14 protein-coding genes are annotated in these 18,011 nt (G+C 33.0%); 1 reads left to right on the top strand and 13 read right to left on the bottom strand.

Translation table 11 applies throughout. The annotated features are described in order from the left end of the window. Window positions 1-709 precede the first annotated feature (709 nt). Window positions 710-2,239: an RNA-binding domain-containing protein gene (locus tag UGRO018_RS04475; RefSeq protein ID WP_416325256.1), complete on the bottom strand. Its 1,530-nt coding sequence runs from the start codon at window positions 2,237-2,239 to the stop codon at window positions 710-712. 284 nt (window positions 2,240-2,523) lie between these two features. Between UGRO018_RS04475 and UGRO018_RS04470 the strand changes: the two genes are divergently transcribed. Continuing rightward, window positions 2,524-2,721, top strand: coding sequence for a YlcI/YnfO family protein (locus UGRO018_RS04470; RefSeq protein WP_416325255.1), 198 nt, complete (start codon window positions 2,524-2,526; stop codon window positions 2,719-2,721). 777 nt (window positions 2,722-3,498) lie between these two features. Here the strand turns inward: UGRO018_RS04470 and UGRO018_RS04465 are convergent. The 12 genes from UGRO018_RS04465 to UGRO018_RS04410 form a co-directional block, all read right to left on the bottom strand. Then, window positions 3,499-5,130 carry a type I restriction-modification system subunit M gene (locus UGRO018_RS04465; protein ID WP_416325254.1) on the bottom strand — a complete coding sequence of 544 codons (1,632 nt, stop codon included), beginning with the start codon at window positions 5,128-5,130 and terminating at the stop codon, window positions 3,499-3,501. A gap of 14 nt (window positions 5,131-5,144) precedes the next feature. Further along, entirely contained in the window at window positions 5,145-6,419 is a 1,275-nt protein-coding gene (locus UGRO018_RS04460; protein ID WP_416325253.1) for a restriction endonuclease subunit S, read from the bottom strand. Between the two features lie 33 nt (window positions 6,420-6,452). Then, the gene (locus tag UGRO018_RS04455; protein WP_416325252.1) at window positions 6,453-9,518 is read right to left on the bottom strand and encodes a type I restriction endonuclease subunit R; all 3,066 of its coding nucleotides are present in this window, start codon (window positions 9,516-9,518) and stop codon (window positions 6,453-6,455) included. A gap of 1 nt (window position 9,519) precedes the next feature. After that, entirely contained in the window at window positions 9,520-10,092 is a 573-nt protein-coding gene (locus UGRO018_RS04450) for a restriction endonuclease subunit S (protein WP_416325299.1), read from the bottom strand. 148 nt (window positions 10,093-10,240) lie between these two features. Beyond that, window positions 10,241-11,419 carry a tyrosine-type recombinase/integrase gene (locus UGRO018_RS04445; RefSeq protein WP_416325251.1) on the bottom strand — a complete coding sequence of 393 codons (1,179 nt, stop codon included), beginning with the start codon at window positions 11,417-11,419 and terminating at the stop codon, window positions 10,241-10,243. A gap of 3 nt (window positions 11,420-11,422) precedes the next feature. Continuing rightward, window positions 11,423-12,580: a tyrosine-type recombinase/integrase gene (locus UGRO018_RS04440; RefSeq protein ID WP_416325250.1), complete on the bottom strand. Its 1,158-nt coding sequence runs from the start codon at window positions 12,578-12,580 to the stop codon at window positions 11,423-11,425. 5 nt (window positions 12,581-12,585) lie between these two features. Continuing rightward, window positions 12,586-12,837: a DNA-binding protein gene (locus UGRO018_RS04435; protein ID WP_416325249.1), complete on the bottom strand. Its 252-nt coding sequence runs from the start codon at window positions 12,835-12,837 to the stop codon at window positions 12,586-12,588. Between the two features lie 127 nt (window positions 12,838-12,964). Beyond that, window positions 12,965-13,672, bottom strand: a complete 708-nt coding sequence (locus UGRO018_RS04430) for a hypothetical protein (protein ID WP_416325248.1) — start codon at window positions 13,670-13,672, stop codon at window positions 12,965-12,967. 431 nt (window positions 13,673-14,103) lie between these two features. After that, window positions 14,104-14,592, bottom strand: coding sequence for a sigma-70 RNA polymerase sigma factor region 4 domain-containing protein (locus tag UGRO018_RS04425; protein WP_416325247.1), 489 nt, complete (start codon window positions 14,590-14,592; stop codon window positions 14,104-14,106). A gap of 93 nt (window positions 14,593-14,685) precedes the next feature. Next, entirely contained in the window at window positions 14,686-15,012 is a 327-nt protein-coding gene (locus UGRO018_RS04420) for a recombinase family protein (RefSeq protein ID WP_416325246.1), read from the bottom strand. A 46-nt stretch (window positions 15,013-15,058) separates the two neighbouring features. Further along, the gene (locus tag UGRO018_RS04415) at window positions 15,059-15,229 is read right to left on the bottom strand and encodes a sigma factor-like helix-turn-helix DNA-binding protein (protein WP_416325298.1); all 171 of its coding nucleotides are present in this window, start codon (window positions 15,227-15,229) and stop codon (window positions 15,059-15,061) included. A 660-nt stretch (window positions 15,230-15,889) separates the two neighbouring features. After that, entirely contained in the window at window positions 15,890-17,830 is a 1,941-nt protein-coding gene (locus UGRO018_RS04410; protein WP_416325245.1) for an HD-GYP domain-containing protein, read from the bottom strand. Window positions 17,831-18,011: the final 181 nt, after the last annotated feature.

Below are 18,011 nucleotides of genomic sequence, written 5' to 3'. Positions count from 1 at the left end.
TTATTGTACTATAATGTGCTGAAGAATAATGTAATTGCAAAGAAAAAATAATTCTGAAGAGGATACACATAAGTTATGGTTTCTCAATAAAATCATATCAACTTTAACAATATGGTATTAGGCATTTATTATGGTATCAGTAAGCGAATGTTACCACTATATTTCAGTGAATTTGAATGGTGCTTTAACCATCGTTAAACAAAAGATTTTCTTATTTAAATTGCTCATTACATTAGACATCTTCAAAGATGACAAAAAGATGATTACAAAAAACATAGATGAATATGCTGTTGTTAGAGGCTTTACTTCAGCTTAGGATCATTGGATAGGGATTCACATATATTTTAAAAAAACATTGTTTTTTTGTACCTCAATCATAGCTCTTCGTTCGCTGTTTCATGGGCATACAAATCTCTTACAGCTTTATCCTTAACTTAAATTAATATCGATAATACGATCAAGAAAAACACTTTGAGTTAGTTTCCACAGTGTAGCGACAATCTCAGAAAATTATAAAATTTAAAACAATGATTACTACTCTATCAAAACCTTTTCCATATTATTCAAGAAATTTTTAGGCATTTTTTATTATTTCGCTTTCATACTCATATGATCATCGCCATTTATAGATTCTTCAATAATTAAGTATCTTACAAAGTAGTGCATACACAATCAATTAACCATTTTACTCCCTACTTTAGTCCCTACTTTAGTCCCTACTTTTCAAGTAGTAACCACCATCTTTACTTGATCCTTCATATTTTATCAAATCTTGTTTCTTTAACTTAACAACTGCATTATCAACGCTCTTGGCTTTTAATCCACATATTTCACTTAATGCAGGAATTCTTAAACCTGGATTATTTAAAATCGTATCATAAACTATTTGTTGATTTTTAGGCAACTTGATTGTTTCCAATTGGATTGGTTTATTATCTTGATCCTCATATTTTTTGTATTCTTTATTGATATACATAATTACTTGTGTATAATCATCTATTTCATTATCTGGTAAAAATATTGGTTCTTCATTCCCATTTTCTTTCAAGGCTGTTTTTGCACGACGAATACCTGAACCATAGGATTCAATTAAATGTAATTTATAAAACATATCTTTAATTTGCGGATTTAAATAAGCACGAATATCAAAGACATTTTTTTCATTTAAATCTTGAATAGAAACAGGAGGTAACGGACGATTATGATTCGCAAAAGAAATATGATCTGCATAAACGTAGATTCCACCATAATTAGGATTATCATAGTTCTTATGTAATATCATATTTGTTGAAAACTCATTCCAAGCGATATCCGGCCAGTTCTTTACAATGCGATGATAAATATTTCCACTCTCTCTAATTGTATAGGAATGTTCAATTCTATCTTTGAAATAGTTTCTAACTTGTTGTGCTTGAATCCAAATAGGACCTTCAAACTTTTCTGCACTCATTCTAGAAGTTCCATCTCTGCTTTCAGTGATAATTTCAACATGAGCACCTGGAATATAATCTTCCGGTCTATCGGCAAACATTAACAATGCAAAATTTTTAATCTTATCTTTATTGGATTCTTCTTCACCAACGAGTTTTAGCATTTTAGCCATTTCTTCTTTAGGTAGTTTTCTTAGATCCTGTGCTGCATTTGTTTTCACAAGATATTCTTTCATATATTCGTAGTTTAAATCATCTAGTGTTGCAGTTGCGTGAAAATCATCGCAGAATGAGTAACCTGCAAATTTTCTTAATAATTCATATTCCTGTCTAGTATTAGGTAATATTGTATCTCTGTTAACACGAATATAACGCCCACCTTTAGGAAGTTTCGTTGCGTGTGCTCCTTTTTCAGTTACTTCTGTTAGACGATAGCTAGGTTCTACGACAACAACTAAATACCACTTCCCATCCACTTGATCACAGATAAAATGACATGTTGGCGTTGGTTGTATATATTTAAATAAAGATTTAATATGATTTTCTGCAACTTCTAATTGCCCTTCTTTCAAACCTGTAATAGGTCTAAGAGGAATCGCTTTTATTCCATTACTTCCTTCATCTTGTTCTTCAATGCCAATAAACAAGTAACCATAATCTCGATTCATAAAATTATTCGCATAAGCACAAATCGTTTTCAAAATCTTATCCTCTTGCTGGTAAGATTTCTTGTATTCTATAAAATCACATTCAGCACGATTACTCTCTATCAAACTATGAACAAATGTTTGTAAATTATTTAGCTCCACCTAATCCTCTCCTTTCATTTTTTGTTATTTCGTTATTAATTTCGTATGTAATTATATCATAATTAACGATTTAAAAATAGTTAAAAAACTCTTATGATAAATATTTTAAATCTTAAATGACGTTGAGAAAAGAAGACTCCATATCTTGTTTATAAAGATGTTTTTTCTTTATTGACGTCTGCTCTTTGGATTCATATCGTAGCGTAATAATCAGCAATATAATATGCAATGCTTACTTTTAAATTTAATTGCAATACTATATACAAGTACAGGAGGCATTGTATATGGCATTTCAACTAAAACCCAATAAAAAAGAAACAGAAAATAAAACTATAAGATTTCCAATATCATTGATTGATGATATTGAAAAGGCAATAGAAAACCAAGATGTTACTTTTTCAAGATTTGTTATACAGGCTTGTGAGTATGCATTAGAGAATTTAGAGACAAATGGAGATAATTCAAATGAGGACAATGTATAGGCATTGTTCTTTTATTAAACAAAAAAAGAAGAAAACGATAACTTCCATTTTCTTCTTTCATGCTTTGGCTTCTGTCTTTTCAATATTTGGGTGTAAAAACTGATTTTCAGTTCTTATTCCTTTACAAAAAAGCCTTTATTTATAACGTATTTCTATGGTTTCCTATCTATTTGTTCTTCATGTGAGGTGCGATACCTTGACTTTGCTTGAAACCTTCAAAAAGCCTTTGTTTATTAAGATTTTTGCAACTTTCAAATAACTTATCTTATTCATTCCTCTATTTTCACGACATAGCTACGTCTTTTGATTACCTCCATGTATTCGTTAAAACATCTGTATGCAGTTATATGCTATTTTTGTCTTTTGATAAGGGAATCTTAATACTTTCTGCATAAGTGTTTCAATCGTTAAAAAATCTTATTTTCACAATTAATTCAATTTTCACCTAAGCATTAAGCTGAACTCTTCTTCAGCTATTTCATCTTCAGAATATAGTTCATATGTGGCAAAATCCATATAGTCCTTAAATACCTAATATTTCTTTATTTGTTGGATTTTTCTAGTTCAAAAAGCTTTGATTAACTTTCTACAACAAACCTACTTCTTTTGAATAGCTTTGATTACTGGTTATCTTTACCTATATGCAAACGTATTGACTCATAAGAATTTAATAAAAACAATAAGTGTTACTTTATCCCTATTCAAAATATCTTGTTTTAATAAAGGAGCAACACTTATTGATTATCCTATAACATTACCTATACAACATCTAACTGATTATTCTTCCTTACCTTCACTTAAAATTCTAATAAATTCATTTAATTCCTTTTTAGTTTCGTCTGTTGTTCCTTCCAGCTTGCTTAACATATTAAATAAAACATTTGTTGATTCAGCAATTTCATCATTTACTTTTTGCAAATCTTTTGCTATTTCTGATAGTGGCTTTATTTCCTCTTCCTCGTACGTATCTATGTAACGTGGAATATTCAAATTATAGTCATTCTCTTTTATTTCATCTAATGTTGCAACATAAGCATATTTGTCTTTATTGATACGTTCCATGTAAGCCTTAATAATGTCATCAATATGATCTTTTGTTAGAGTATTCTGGTTTCTACCTTTCTTGAAATCGTTGGATGCATCAATAAATAGAATATCCTTTTTGTCGCCACGCGCCTCACGGCCTTTCAAAACTAGTATACAAGTAGGTATACTTGTGCCATAAAAAAGGTTTGCTGGCAGTCCAATTACTGCATCTAATAAGTTTTCTTCAATAATATTTTTACGAATTTTCCCTTCAGCCCCTCCTCGGAACAAAACTCCATGAGGTAATACTATAGCCATTGTTCCAGATTTATCTAAATGATAAAGACCATGTAAAACAAATGCATAATCAGCTTTTGAGGCAGGAGCCACTCCATAACCTTTAAACCTTATGTCTTTTTCACGATCTATGGTTTTTATATCCCAATTTTGTGAGTAAGGAGGATTCGCAACTACAGCATCAAATTTCAAAGGTGTCTGAATACCATCCTTTTCAGAAAAGGGCCAATCAGCATCAAGTGTATTTGCACGTTTTAATTCCATATTACGATAATTAACACCATGCATCATTAGATTCATACGTGCTAAATTATAGGTTGTCGTATTTAATTCTTGTCCATAAAAATCTACACTGCCCGGTTTATCACCATATGGTAATTCTTTCTGCACTGTTAATAGTAATGATCCTGAACCCATTGTAGGGTCATAAACTCTAAACTGCTCCCCAGACTCATTTGCATTCATAGTTACAATTCTTGCTAAAATCTGGCTAACTTCATGAGGGGTATAGAATTCTCCTCCTTTTTTTCCAGCATTAGCTGCAAATTGACCAATCAGGATCTCATATACATTACCTAAAATATCATGACCCAAATCATCTTTAAAATTAAAATTATTTATCATTAATACTATATCATTCAAAGCCTTAGCACGTTCATTAGTAGTAGTACCTAAACGAGTATCACCAAGATTGACATCCGAAAACACATTTGCAAAGTCCGGAGCTGCTATTGGATTACGCTTTGCATTTATATTAAACGAATCAAACATATCCTGAAAATCACTAGCTTTAATCTTATGTGTTTCAATTTTACTTACTAATTTTTCCCATGTAAATGACGGATCTATTGCATATCCTATACCTTTTGAAAACTCTTCAAGATATTCTTCCTTTTCTTCTTCATTCATCACTTGATAGAATTCTTCAAGATGATTTTCTTTCAAATATTTATCTTGGTTTTCAGATAAATATCGATAAAACATAAATGGCAAAATATAATTTTTATACTCGCTTGCATCCATAGTACCTCGTAATTTATTTGCCATATCCCATAACTGTGCTGTAATATCTTTTGCATTACTCATATAAACTCCTCCTCTTATATGTACATTTGATAAATCAAAGATTTTTTCATTTCATTTAATATTTTTAACTTCTGCTGATGAAGGGTGATAAGGTGGTCAAGGTGGTTAAAGTATGTTCCTATTTTCATTTGTTCTTCTTTAATTGGTATATAAACTGTCGTATTTTTAATGGCTGCAAGTCCCAAGTTCTTTATAGTTGTACCTGTTAAAAATAAATCAAATTCTCGTAAAATCATTGGTGTCTGTAATACTGTATATAAGTACTTTTTTTCTATATTCTTGACTTTTAAATATGCAGCACTCTTGCCAAGCATTACATTTTCTCCTTGATAATACGCAAGATTTCCTATAGTTCCATTTATTGAAAGCAAAATTGTAGTGCCATCTAATTGACTATTATTTTTTTTAAATGTCTCGTTTGAAACTTTAAGTGTTTCTGCTTCATTTATAATAATTTTACCATTTACAAGATTGTTTCCATTAATAAAATAATAACTTCCATTTTCATCATATATAGGTGCAGAGTGTAATCCATCTCCTATTTCTAAGCACAATTCCCCCAACTTACGCTGCTCCCAAGGTTCAGCAAAATCACAAAAATGTATTTCAGGTAAATTATTACCAATATTAGGAAACATCTTATTAAGGAAGTATTTTTTTACATTTAATAATTCATTATGCTTATTCTTACAAAGACTAATTAGGTTATTAAAATTATTAAATAATGTGGCTATCTGTTTTTGTTCTAATTCTGATCTAGGATAAGATATCATCGTCTTAGTCATTGCATTCTTTGAAATAGATGTTACTTTTATTCCTTGCATAAGTGGCAAAAGTTGACTATGATATGCATAGGAATTCATGTAGAATCCAAGATATCCAGAGGCAAAGTGAAATAATGGTCGATATGGAATTGTATGTAATCCTGAAATAACTATCTCGTTAGTTATTTCTGCTACTTCTGTACACTTTCCAACTGTTTCATCTTCAGCAGTGTCTGCTACTATCACATCTCCATTTTTCAAAAATGATGTCTTGTATTTAGATATGAAAGATTCATCGATAATTGATGGAAGAATTTCTTTCTTCACATCTAAAACCTCTCCATATTTTATTAATACATCGCCATAATGAATATTAAGCGCTGCACCATGTTTATAACTAAGTGCTGCTCTCGATAGGGTATTATTTTGAATATGCATAAAAGTATCACCTAACTTTCTATGCATCCATACTTCAGTAAACCCATTAAAACGAATACATGGTTCTCTTTTCATCTTATCAGCCATACAAACTCTCCTATAATTAAATTTATTCCCATGTTAATCCCCATTTCTAATCTGATCAGCCATCTCGTAAAATGCTTTTCGTAGCTCAATACGATATTTCACCCATGAGAGTGATGCAACATATTCGTTAGCAACTTCTTTATAATCATCTCGAGCACCATTCATAATGGCTGTAAGCTCTCCTTGCTTATCCAAATCTTCTTGCCCATATCTGTGCTTAACAATTAATTTCTCTAACTCTTTTGGTTTTATGCTGTTATCAAGGCCCCATGTACGTATAAAGGTAGTAATCATTTGTCTAACAGTATCCTTTCTTGCACGATCCATAGCCTGATTCATTTTTTCGACATTTCTTGGCGCTGGATAATCATCAAAAGTGAATTCTTTCGAGTATATCTTAGATACAAAATTGCGTATTTTAGATTTCTCTTTTTCGTTATCAGATTTAGCAATTTCAAGGTTAATTTCTTCACGCGTACTCTTAGCTTGTATCATATTATCCTCATGGACTTCATCTGCCATTTTAGCAATCAAGTCTACTAGATAATCATAATTGATCGTTACTTCATGAATGTGCACCATAGAAAGATTAACCTGCGATATATCAATATCTTCTTTTTTAGCCCGACGTTCTTTTAATTCACCAGCTATAACCGTTGTCAATATAACCTCTTGTTCTTCTGTAATTCCAATCAGTTTGTAGAATTCTTCCGGATCATCATAAGCTGATATCTGTTGACCATTATCATCACAGGTATATTGTTTTAACTGACTTAATAATCGATTATACTCTCTAAGGTTTTCAAAAACTTCATCTTGTGCCTTTTCACTTGGTGGAACTTGAGCAAAATCATCTGTGAGTTCTGCTATTTTTCTAACAACTTCTTGAATTTCTTTTTGAACTTTACTAAAAGATTTGGAAATAATTCCTGATTTTTCATTATCTTCTTTCAAATCTTCAAGAGACAATTGCTCATCAGCTGAAGCTCGGTTTGAATATATTGCAAAAGCTTTATTCATCTCATATTCATTCTGTTTTGGCCAACGATAATTAACAATATTCCCCCAAGGTTTTTCAATATAGTTATGTATACGATTTGTACGTGAATACGCTTGAATTAAATTACCACCTTTTAGTGTTCGATCAATATATAGAGTGTTTAGTTCAGGTGCATCAAAACCTGTTAAAAGCTGATCTACTACGATAACCAAATCCAAATAGTTACCATCATCTGCAGTTTTATTAAGACGCCGAATCAAATCCTCTGTATATTGTTTAACCGATTTCATGTCAAAAACAGTACCAAACAAACCATTATATGTATCAATAGCCCTTAATAAATTTTGATTCGTTAGTAATTGATGCTTCCCATTTGATGTATCTGCCGAAAAACTAACTGCCACTTTTAATTGATCCTCTTTTGGTTTATTAGAATTAATTGCAGTAAACTCATCAAAGTATTCCATTGCTCTTGGTGTAGAAGGCCTGTTTCCTCCTACATGTACTGTTAAAAGTCCATTATACTTTCGATTATTAGAACGTTTTTTCCAATTATCAAAAATATCCTTAACTACTAATTTTACATGATCAGGGCTATAGTCATACACACTGCCACGTATATTATCATCAATTTCCTCTTCTGTGGTTACTTGAGGCGCTGCTATAGTTTCTTTGAATTCTACATTAAATCCCAAAACATTTTTATCCGCAATAGCCTCCTTGATAGTATAAGCATGAAGGATATCTCCAAAGATTTCACGAGTTTCAGGAAATCTTGGTGTCCCTGTATATCCTATCCATGCTGAATTTGAAATAGCATTCCTTATGCTTTCAAGCATACCTTTATCTTCAGTTCCATCACCTGTTGACCTATGTGCTTCATCCACTATAAAGAGTATATTCTGACTTAATGGTTTAAAACTATCACGTTCTACATAACGTGACATTTTCTGTATACTAGTCACAATAATGTTTTTATCGCTTTTCTTTGTCAGTTTGTTATGAAGATCGGATATATTGGCTGTATCACTCACAACACCCAATTTCTCCTCAAACCCTGCAACAGGATCATATGCTTTATATGCATCTGCAGTTTGGTCAGTTAAAGCTATTCGATCCACTAAGAATATTACCTTATCCACATTGGATAACCGACTTGCTAGCCAAGCTGTTTTAAAACTAGTAATAGTCTTGCCAGACCCTGTTGTATGCCAAATATATCCTAATTTGCCATTATCATAACTAAAATCATGTTTTCGAACTTTTTCAAGAACTCGTTTTGTTGCATATACTTGATAAGGACGCATTACTTTTATACATTCCTTATTCTTTGTACCATCAAGAACCATATAGCGAGTAGCCAAATCATGAGCCATTGGAATAGAAAGAACATTATCAGCAAATGTCTTCCATGAACGAACAGGATGCGCATTATCTTCATTTTGCCAATTAAATGCAAATGCACGATTAAAATTCTCTAATTTAGTATTAGCCATATAACGAACATCATATGGTGTCATAGCAATCAAAATCTGCAACGTCGAAAAAATCCCGCTATATTGTTTTTCTGCAATATATTGTTCCATTTGATTCAATGACTCGCTCGTACTATGTAATGCTTTTTTTAATTCTATCTGAATAATGGGTAATCCATTAATAAGTAGTGTAACATCAAACCGGCGATTTGGTTTACCATCAATCACTTTAGGACGCTCGATTTGATTTACTACTTGATACACTGTATTCCCACCACCTACCTGTGCTTGATCAAAAACGGTAAGAAAGACATGTTTTCCATTGTCTAGATCTATTTCTATTTCAGAAACTCCGTTTACTCCATATAAAAATTGACCAGCGCGATACGGATCTTCAATACTTGTGATAATTTTTCTTACCTGATTAAACTCTGTAATAGATAATGGATAATCCAAACGAGTTTGATTATTTTGTTCAAGGATATTTTTGAAATTATTCCATAATTGGTCTGTCGTTTTTATATCCTTTTTATATTCCCACTGCTTTACCCCGCCTATTGTTGTTAGGTAATCGATAACTTCTCTTTCAAATGCTGATTCTGATTTACTTTTATAATCACTCATATCATCTTTTCTCCCTTAGATTCTCATCGAGTATTGCATCAGCAAACTGTACTAGCGTATTAGCATATTTGTTTAATTTACTTTGTAATACTAATGTTTCCCTATATATTATCCCAATTTTTTTCTGTTCCTCTAAAGGTATTATTGGAATAATCAATTCGTTTAATGCTTTGACTGGTATTCGTAATATTGTGCTGCTTCCCTGTAACTCACGCTCTTTTTGCCTTTTAACATCTTTGTAAGCGTTGAATAAGTAAATAAAATAGTAACGATCTATATGATTGTTAGGAAACTCTACTTTTATGAAATTAAGTGAAGGAATTTTACCTGCATTATTTTTTCCAACCATTGTTGCCAGGCTCATAGAATTGCTGATAATTACATCTCCCTGTTTTAAAGCTAAACTAGAAGTTATAATTTCCCTTGTTTCATCATCTAAAAAATCGCTTTTGTGTGTATAGTCATTCTCAAATGCAGCTTGATCGTAATATTCTATTTTATCGCCTAAAAATTGCTTTTCTGCACGTGTAGGATTAATTCCTGGGATAAACAATACACAATCACTCATTTTCACCTTTTTCAATAAAGTAACCTCCTCTTCTTCCAATTAAATGAAATATAGCAATATTTCTTTACATTATAACTTTATCATTCCCTGCCGAACAAGTCAAATGTTTTTTTGAAATATTATTATATTTCAAAAAATCAAATTATGGTTATTTTTATTTCAGCATTAAGCTGAACTCTTCTTCATCTATTTTGTCTTCAGAATAAAGCTCATCAAGGGCATTTCGTTGATCTTCTCTTTTTGGATGTGTGTAAACATTCCAAGTTGTATTAACTCGACTATGTCTTAATAAATCTCTAACAACTATCGGATTAGCCCCTGCTCTCATAAGTTCAGTAGCATACGTATGGCGCAGCATATGAAAGTGGAAGTCGATGTCCAGTTCATTCGCTACTTTTCGAAAACGGTCATACATACTGAACGGATATACCAGATCTCCTTTATAATCACATATGACTAGATCATATGGATTATACGCAAACCATTCTTTTAGATAGTCACAAAGTATGCCACTTATCTCCACCCTGCCTTTACTACTTTGTGTTTTCAATACATCCGTTAAGTATATATCCTTGCTATGTTTTCTTGCATACTCTACTCTTCGCTGTACTGTCAGCTGCTTATTTTCTAAATCAAAGTCTGTTTTCTTCAGCCCCAACACTTCACTTGCTCTTAATCCTGCATATCTACCAATGATCAATGCCATTCCATAGGCTCTGTAACTAAACACAGCATTCCTCGCTTTGTAATTATTTGAATCAGTAGATTTGATCACACCTTCTACAAGGCGTTTAAAATCTTCATCAGAAATAGTTTGTACCTCTGCCTTCGCTAACGGTTTATTAGGCAAGAGTATATCGGGTACTGGATTATCTCCAACATATCCTACCCTTATTGCATATTTGAATGCTATTGCATAAACTTTCTTTATATTTTTTAAGGTTGGATAATTATATCGTTTCGCTAGAACATTGATGTTCTTTTGCATATTCACATAATTAATCGAGTCTATTGGCATCTTTCCGAAATCGTCTTTTACATACTCTCTATACGTATCGTTATAATATGCCTTAGTTGCTGGTGCATATTTCAGTTTTCCTTCAACTTCCATGTACTCCTCAAAAACATCATTTAAAGTCTTACCCATTGCTTTTGGAAGAATAACACCTGAACTTGCTCTTTCAAGAACGGAAGCCTCATGATGCCTTGCCTCCCGCTTACTTCTGAAACCACTTTTGACATGTCGCTGTGTAATGCCATAGGGATCTTTATATTTAACATCTACTTGATATGTAAATCCATATTTTTTACTTGGTAACTTTCTAATAGCCATACTCTACCCCGCTTTTTGCTGCATATCACCATAAATGCTATCAAGAACATCACGCTGATCATCATTTTGGGGATGAGTGTATATACTCCAAGTAGTATTCACTTCACTATGTCTGAGTAGATCTTTCACCACAATTGGATTGACTCCTGCCATCATCAGTTCAGTAGCATAAGTATGTCTCAGCATATGATAATGAAAGTGAATATTCAATTCTTTTGTAATCTGTCTCAATCTGACATTTAGTGTTTCTGGCCTCATGAGACTTCCATTTGCGTCACAGATGACCATATCATACGGGTTTATTTCAAACCATTTTTTTAAATAATTGCTCAGTTTTCTGCTGATTTCCACCGTTGCCTTACTATGTGCTGTTTTCATTCTATCTGTTAGATACATTTTTGATTTTACACCACCTGCATACTCCAGCCTTCTTTGCACTGTCATTGTATGGTTCTCTAAATCAAAATCTTTTTTCATTAAGCCAAAAGTTTCACTGATTCTAAGACCTGTATATCTTCCTATAATCAGTGCCATCGCCTGAGCCTGAAATGTAAATTCCGAAGTCTTTGGACCAGGATTATGCTTATTTATTTTTATCAGAGCATTCAAAATTTTATTGAGATCCTCATCACTTACTGTTTCTACTTTGACTCTTTCTGGAACGTTATATTTTGGTAATTGTATATAAGGAATTGGATTTTCTCTTATATACCCTGCTCTTATGGCATATTTAAATGTTACAGCAAGTGTCTTCTTAATATTTTTCAAAGTAGGATGATTATTTGTTTCTGCAAGCTCATTAAAGAACTTTTGCAGATTAACATATTTAAGGGATTTGATGAGTTCACTTCCTATGTTGTTTTTTATATAACCTTTATGTGTTTGAAAATAATAAATTTTTGTTGCTGGTGCATATTTATTTTCACCCTCTACTTCCATATACTCATAAAAAATATCATTGAATGTTTTATTGCAATTCAGATTTGCAATTGCCTTGGCAGCCATTTCATCTTCAATAAATCTTTCATGTTTCTTCGCTTCTTCAGGTGTCTTAAATCCACTTTTTAGATATCTTTTCGTTAAGCCAAACTGATCTTTATATTTAATATCAACCTGATATGTAAATCCATATTTCTTGCTTGCGATTTTAGAGATAGCCATAAACCTTATGCACCTCCTTTTTTACTTCGCCTTCTTGAAGCTACTATGTCTTTACTGTACATTGCCTGCACACGATTACTCACATCTAAGCCTTCATAATCTTCATAAAAGGTATTAAGGGCTTTTGGAGAAAACATATAGTTTCTTCCAGTCTTGATTGCCGGTATAATTCCCAGTTCTCTCAAAAATGTTACATGACATAAGGAACAGTTTAATAATTTAGCTAACTGCTCCTGCGTGATCATTTTATATTGCATTATCATCCCTCCTATAAATCGCCATATTTATGATCTTGTTTTTTATCACGACACACACTATCACATATCGCCTTTGTTATCTAGCACAATAAGTCTTATTCTCATCAATCTATAAATACTCCCCTGATTAGGAGAGCATTGACATATGATACATAGACATTTTCACTTCATTATCAACAACTATTTCCAACCCATCATTCTCTAATTCATCCATAAGCTGATCAAATTTTGGTGAATCATAATTATCACACACATAGATACGATCAATATTCTCATTTTCTATGATATTTTTTATGGGATCATTTAAACATTCATCATAACGGGAAATAACAACCTGATTAAACTTGCTGATCCCCTGTTCACTTAATTCATCAATGCACATTTTGACTTTTGGTGAATCTTCTGATTTTGTTATAAATAACACATTGTCGCTTTGCTCTTTTACGAGGTCTTTAAACTGTTTAGATAAATCTACCAGATCTCTTAATTCCTTTTTTATTTCTGATGGCATCTGCTTCATGAGTTCTTTTAACTCTAAATCAAAATCTGCTTGTATAACTTCAATGTTCTCCTGATCGGCAAGCTTACTGAACTCCTTATTTCCTACCAATTCATTTATCACGAATTCTGGACTGGTTGCAATGATCATATCAGCATGTACTTTGTTTTTTACTGCATCCACAATAATCTCTGGGTGCTCCATCACAGTTCCTTTAGGAAAAACCAATACTCCGGCTACACTTGCCCCATGATTCTCTGCTATGTTTTCTAATTCCCTTTTCATTTTTGAATCCAATTCTGAAAGGTTATCCATTGTAATTACTGCTTTCTTCATTATATTTCTCTCCTTTTCTGTATTCAGTCTTTTGCTGATACAATGATGGCATCAGAAATTCATCCGATGCCACGATCTATCAGCAAGAACCTCTATGTCATCAGCTCAAAAACACCTTTTGTCCCGTATACAGATATAGATTGCCTTGGCTGGCACATACGAATTTCACGTTCCCCCTTTCAATGGAGGGGATACCTCTCACAGCTGCGACGGTATGTTCACGCTCGGCTGAGTCTGAGATAAAGTATCTTTGAATATCTATTGCATCCTCGCAAAACAGAAGCCATCTGCTTTTATAACTCGTTATTCTCGCTCCATTACTACTCGCTTCATATCATGGCGTAACGGTTAAAATGCTCAACAATAGAGGAATGTATCTATATCTGATTATTATGTTGTCAAAGAACTTGAAGGATTATCTCCTTACACTTCTAAAACAACAATGATTTGATCTTTTCACAACCATCTTTCAATAATTCTTTTAAGTTTTTGAGGATCTTGCCTTTTCTCTTGCTGACCATTTGCTGTGAAATCTGATATTCCTTTGCTAATTCTCTTTCTTTTCTATCATTGATGAGAATATCGATGATAAGTTTTTTATCCTCTTCATCGAGCGATTCTAATAAATTCATAATTGCCTTCATCGTATCTTTTTTATAGATTTCCTCTATCATGTCATGATCCTCGCCATGACATTCCAACAGGCTATTTCCATCAGGCAATGGTTTATCATAACTGACGATGTGATAGTCATGATCCTTTTTCTCATCACGCAGCTGCTTCCTATAAGAGTTATAGCAGGTGTAATAAACAGCTTTCTCAACTTCGATGTATGAGCCTCTCACCTTTAAGTAGAATCTTCGTTGATTATTCTCTTGATCATAAAAATGATAAAAGTCTCTTTTTGTATAATCATTCATTTTTTTGTCCACCTCCATGAATTTTTTCAAAATCATGAAAGTGGCGGTGCTCTGGCATAGTAAGAAATTTGAACGCCAATCACTTGTATGCTATTAAGGTTCTTGTATTTCTATAATTTCGACGCCATGCATTTCACAAAATAATTTAAATTCCATATACAAATCTTTAAAAATCAGTAACCTTGTCCAATCATAGATAACAACAAAATCAATTTCTTTTCTTCTAACCATTGTTGCAATCTTTATAAGATAATACTCAGCTGGATTTTTACCAAATCCTACCTCCTTGCTTATACCGGCAATCTTGTAATTCTCACCATCACAATAGGCTTTCAATCTTTCTTCCTGATACCTTAAGAGATATCGAAGTGATTCTTTCGATACCCTGCAATGGATCCACGCTTTGCTTTGATTTTCCATAACACATCCTCCTTCATGAAGATTTCTCTTCATAAAGGGATGAACGCTAAATCCCATACTGGTCTAATATTTTCTTCAATTTGATCAATATTTTTTGTTTTCTATAATGAAAAGCCGTTTTACTGATACTAAGTTTTTCAGCGATTTGTCTTTCTGAAAGTTCATCAAAGAAATGTGAATATATAATCATTTGCTCTTCTAGTGATAACCATTTTATTGCCTTATGTAGAATACTTCACCTCATGCAGATATAAGTCATCCAAAGGATTAATGTCTTTCATATACTGGTTTTCAACATATTCTGTAAATTCAATAACATCTTTACCTTTTAAAGCGTCACGGTACATTTTTTGATAGCTGTTCTTGTAAATGGAATACACTTCCTTTTTAATTTGCAGCCATTTACCGTTAAGGCGTATATAATATATTGTTTTGCCCTCTTTTTTACTATCCGGAAATCTTTATTTCTAAAATCATTTAACATTATCTTTTCCCTCCATGATTTCTGTTTAAAAAAATCATGGAGAGGTAGTGCACATGCACCATATTTCTCTATACCAATACTAAAAAAGCCAATACAATACCTAATGAAAATAGGTTTGTATTTGGCTTTATGGGATTGGTATTTATTTCTAACTAACAGTTACGCCATCCTCTGCGCAGATTTGTTACCTAAGTGCTACCTAACTAGAACCACCACATTACTCATACACTCATGTAAATAGCAAAAAGACCCATAAAATGGGGCTTTTGTATGAATATATAAGTGTAGCGTATAAAGTATATTTTTTCTATCGCAGATTCCAAATCAGGAAGATAAACAGTACCTACTGTACACCTCTTGGTATGCATACTTTCAATAACTTTATTCATACAATCATGTCATCTCTGTCTTAAAATCATATTCGTCACCTGTAACGGACACATTTCTGTGATACAACAGATCATATACAAAATGATAGGTTTCTTTTCTGCCTTTTTCAAGAATATCCTTCAAGGTGTTCAATAGATTATCATCCGACACGAGCAGATCAACTATGAGTGGAGAATAACGTGTACCTTTTTCCTTTATGAATTCCTGCATTACTTTATCCAGTTCTTTTGGTACGGTATAATTGCGTCCATATGTATCCGTAGCGGCATCCATAGCATCACAGATTGTAATCATATCGATCAGTATCTTCTGTGGAGAATGGACATTATCACAGGTATCCGGATATCCGAAGGTACCGTCATAACTTTTATGATGACCTTCTGCAATATCACAGTAACACGTCAGTTTGGGAATGGAACTGAGTATCTCTTTACTGGTCACAGGATGAAACTTGATTGTTTCAAATTCAATATCAATCAGCTTTCTATATTGCATATTAATGACAGTTGAACAAAGAATCTTCCCGACATCATGCAGCAGAGCAGCTTTTTCCACAAATCCGATCACATCACGGCGATGCTTTCGGATGGTACTGATGTCACATGAGAGTGATTCTGCCAGATGCTCAGGTATCTGATCGACCATGGCTGATATCATCACAGAGGCAAGGCGGCTTACCATGATGGTATGAATCGCCGTCTGCATCTGACGCAATACCGTAAAATTGAGAAGTTGCAGGAATGTTTCTTTTTCATTTTCACAATACTTGAGAAGTCGAATCACATAGCAGTATATATTCAGATCAATAGAATGTTCAAAATATGTATATTTCTGTCGCAGCGAACAGAATCCAGATATACGCTTCAGCAGTTCTTTGGACATATGCGTCTTTTTCTTATGATTCACATCGAGTACATCGACCATGCGAGAAAACAGGCATAACGCATTCAGTGTTTCCTCATCAAATTCTTCTGGTGATGAAACGGCTTTATTAGGGATACTATTGATTTTTTCTTCCAGATACTGATACATCATCTCATCATCAATCTTATAAAGATGATAATCGCACATCATCACAATCGCCTCATTGATTACATTTCCTGCCGTTGTTGCAATGTTTTTTTCTTCTTCATACTGCTGAAAAGCGATATGGTATAGCTTTTTTATTCTGTCATGAGCCAGATATCCCTTATGCAGTTTAGCTATTACAGATGAAAACGTATTGATCCAGCACTTTCGCATATAAGGAAGTATCGCATTGCATTCTTCTTCCTGATCTGCTTCTTTCAGAAAGGTATCAATTGCCTTCATTCTGCGTTCAAATGCAGGATACAGCACCTCATCAAACGTCTGTGTGATATCCATACATGGGTCCATAAATTCATACATGGCGATACTTTCAAAATCATACAGACTGAGTCCCATGCTTTTTTCTTCCTGTGTCAGCTGACTATAGTGTTTTTCATAAAGTCGTATTCCTTTATCACATAGCAAAAGTGTCTTCTCTCGATAATGCACAAGATCCAGTGAACCATAACAGGTAACCAGCACCAGAAGACATTTCATCTGCTCGATTTCGTTGCCTTGTTTCTTATTATAGGCATATAATGACTGTGTTACCTTGTAGGCAGCTTCTACATCCTGAAAACGTGTGCAGTAACGAAACATATAGGAAAGCAGTGGCTCTGCTGTTTCTTTTTCCCAGACATTTTCATGTTCCAGAAAATAAGAGATATGCCGATCCAGATACAGGCTGTTTCTGGTATACAGTTCATGGATAACAACGGACTGTTTTTTATAGGACTCCAGCCAGTATTCAAAATCAGATGCCCCTTTTGTAATGGCGAAAACAAGATCATTAATCTCATCAATTCTTTCAAAATAGGTATTGAAAAAAGACTGCCATTCCTCTCTAGTTGTAAAGCCATGTTTCAGTTCTGCCATGTATGTTCCTCATCTTCCCTACTTTAACTATAGATATATTCTAGCGTTGTTCTACCTAAAAATCAAGTTATAAAGTCTATTGTAATTAATATACTAAAAATAACCAGCATATATATAATAAAGATGGCGAGGCTTGTGTATAAGGAGCAAATCTTATATCATTATTTATATCCGATGCTTC

Source organism: Hoskinsella mucinilytica (genome assembly GCF_045223415.1).
Classification (GTDB): Bacteria; Bacillota_I; Bacilli_A; order Erysipelotrichales; family Erysipelotrichaceae; genus Hoskinsella; species Hoskinsella mucinilytica.
The sequence above is the reverse complement of the archived record's forward strand: the minus strand, read 5'-3'. Positions and strand labels throughout refer to the sequence as shown.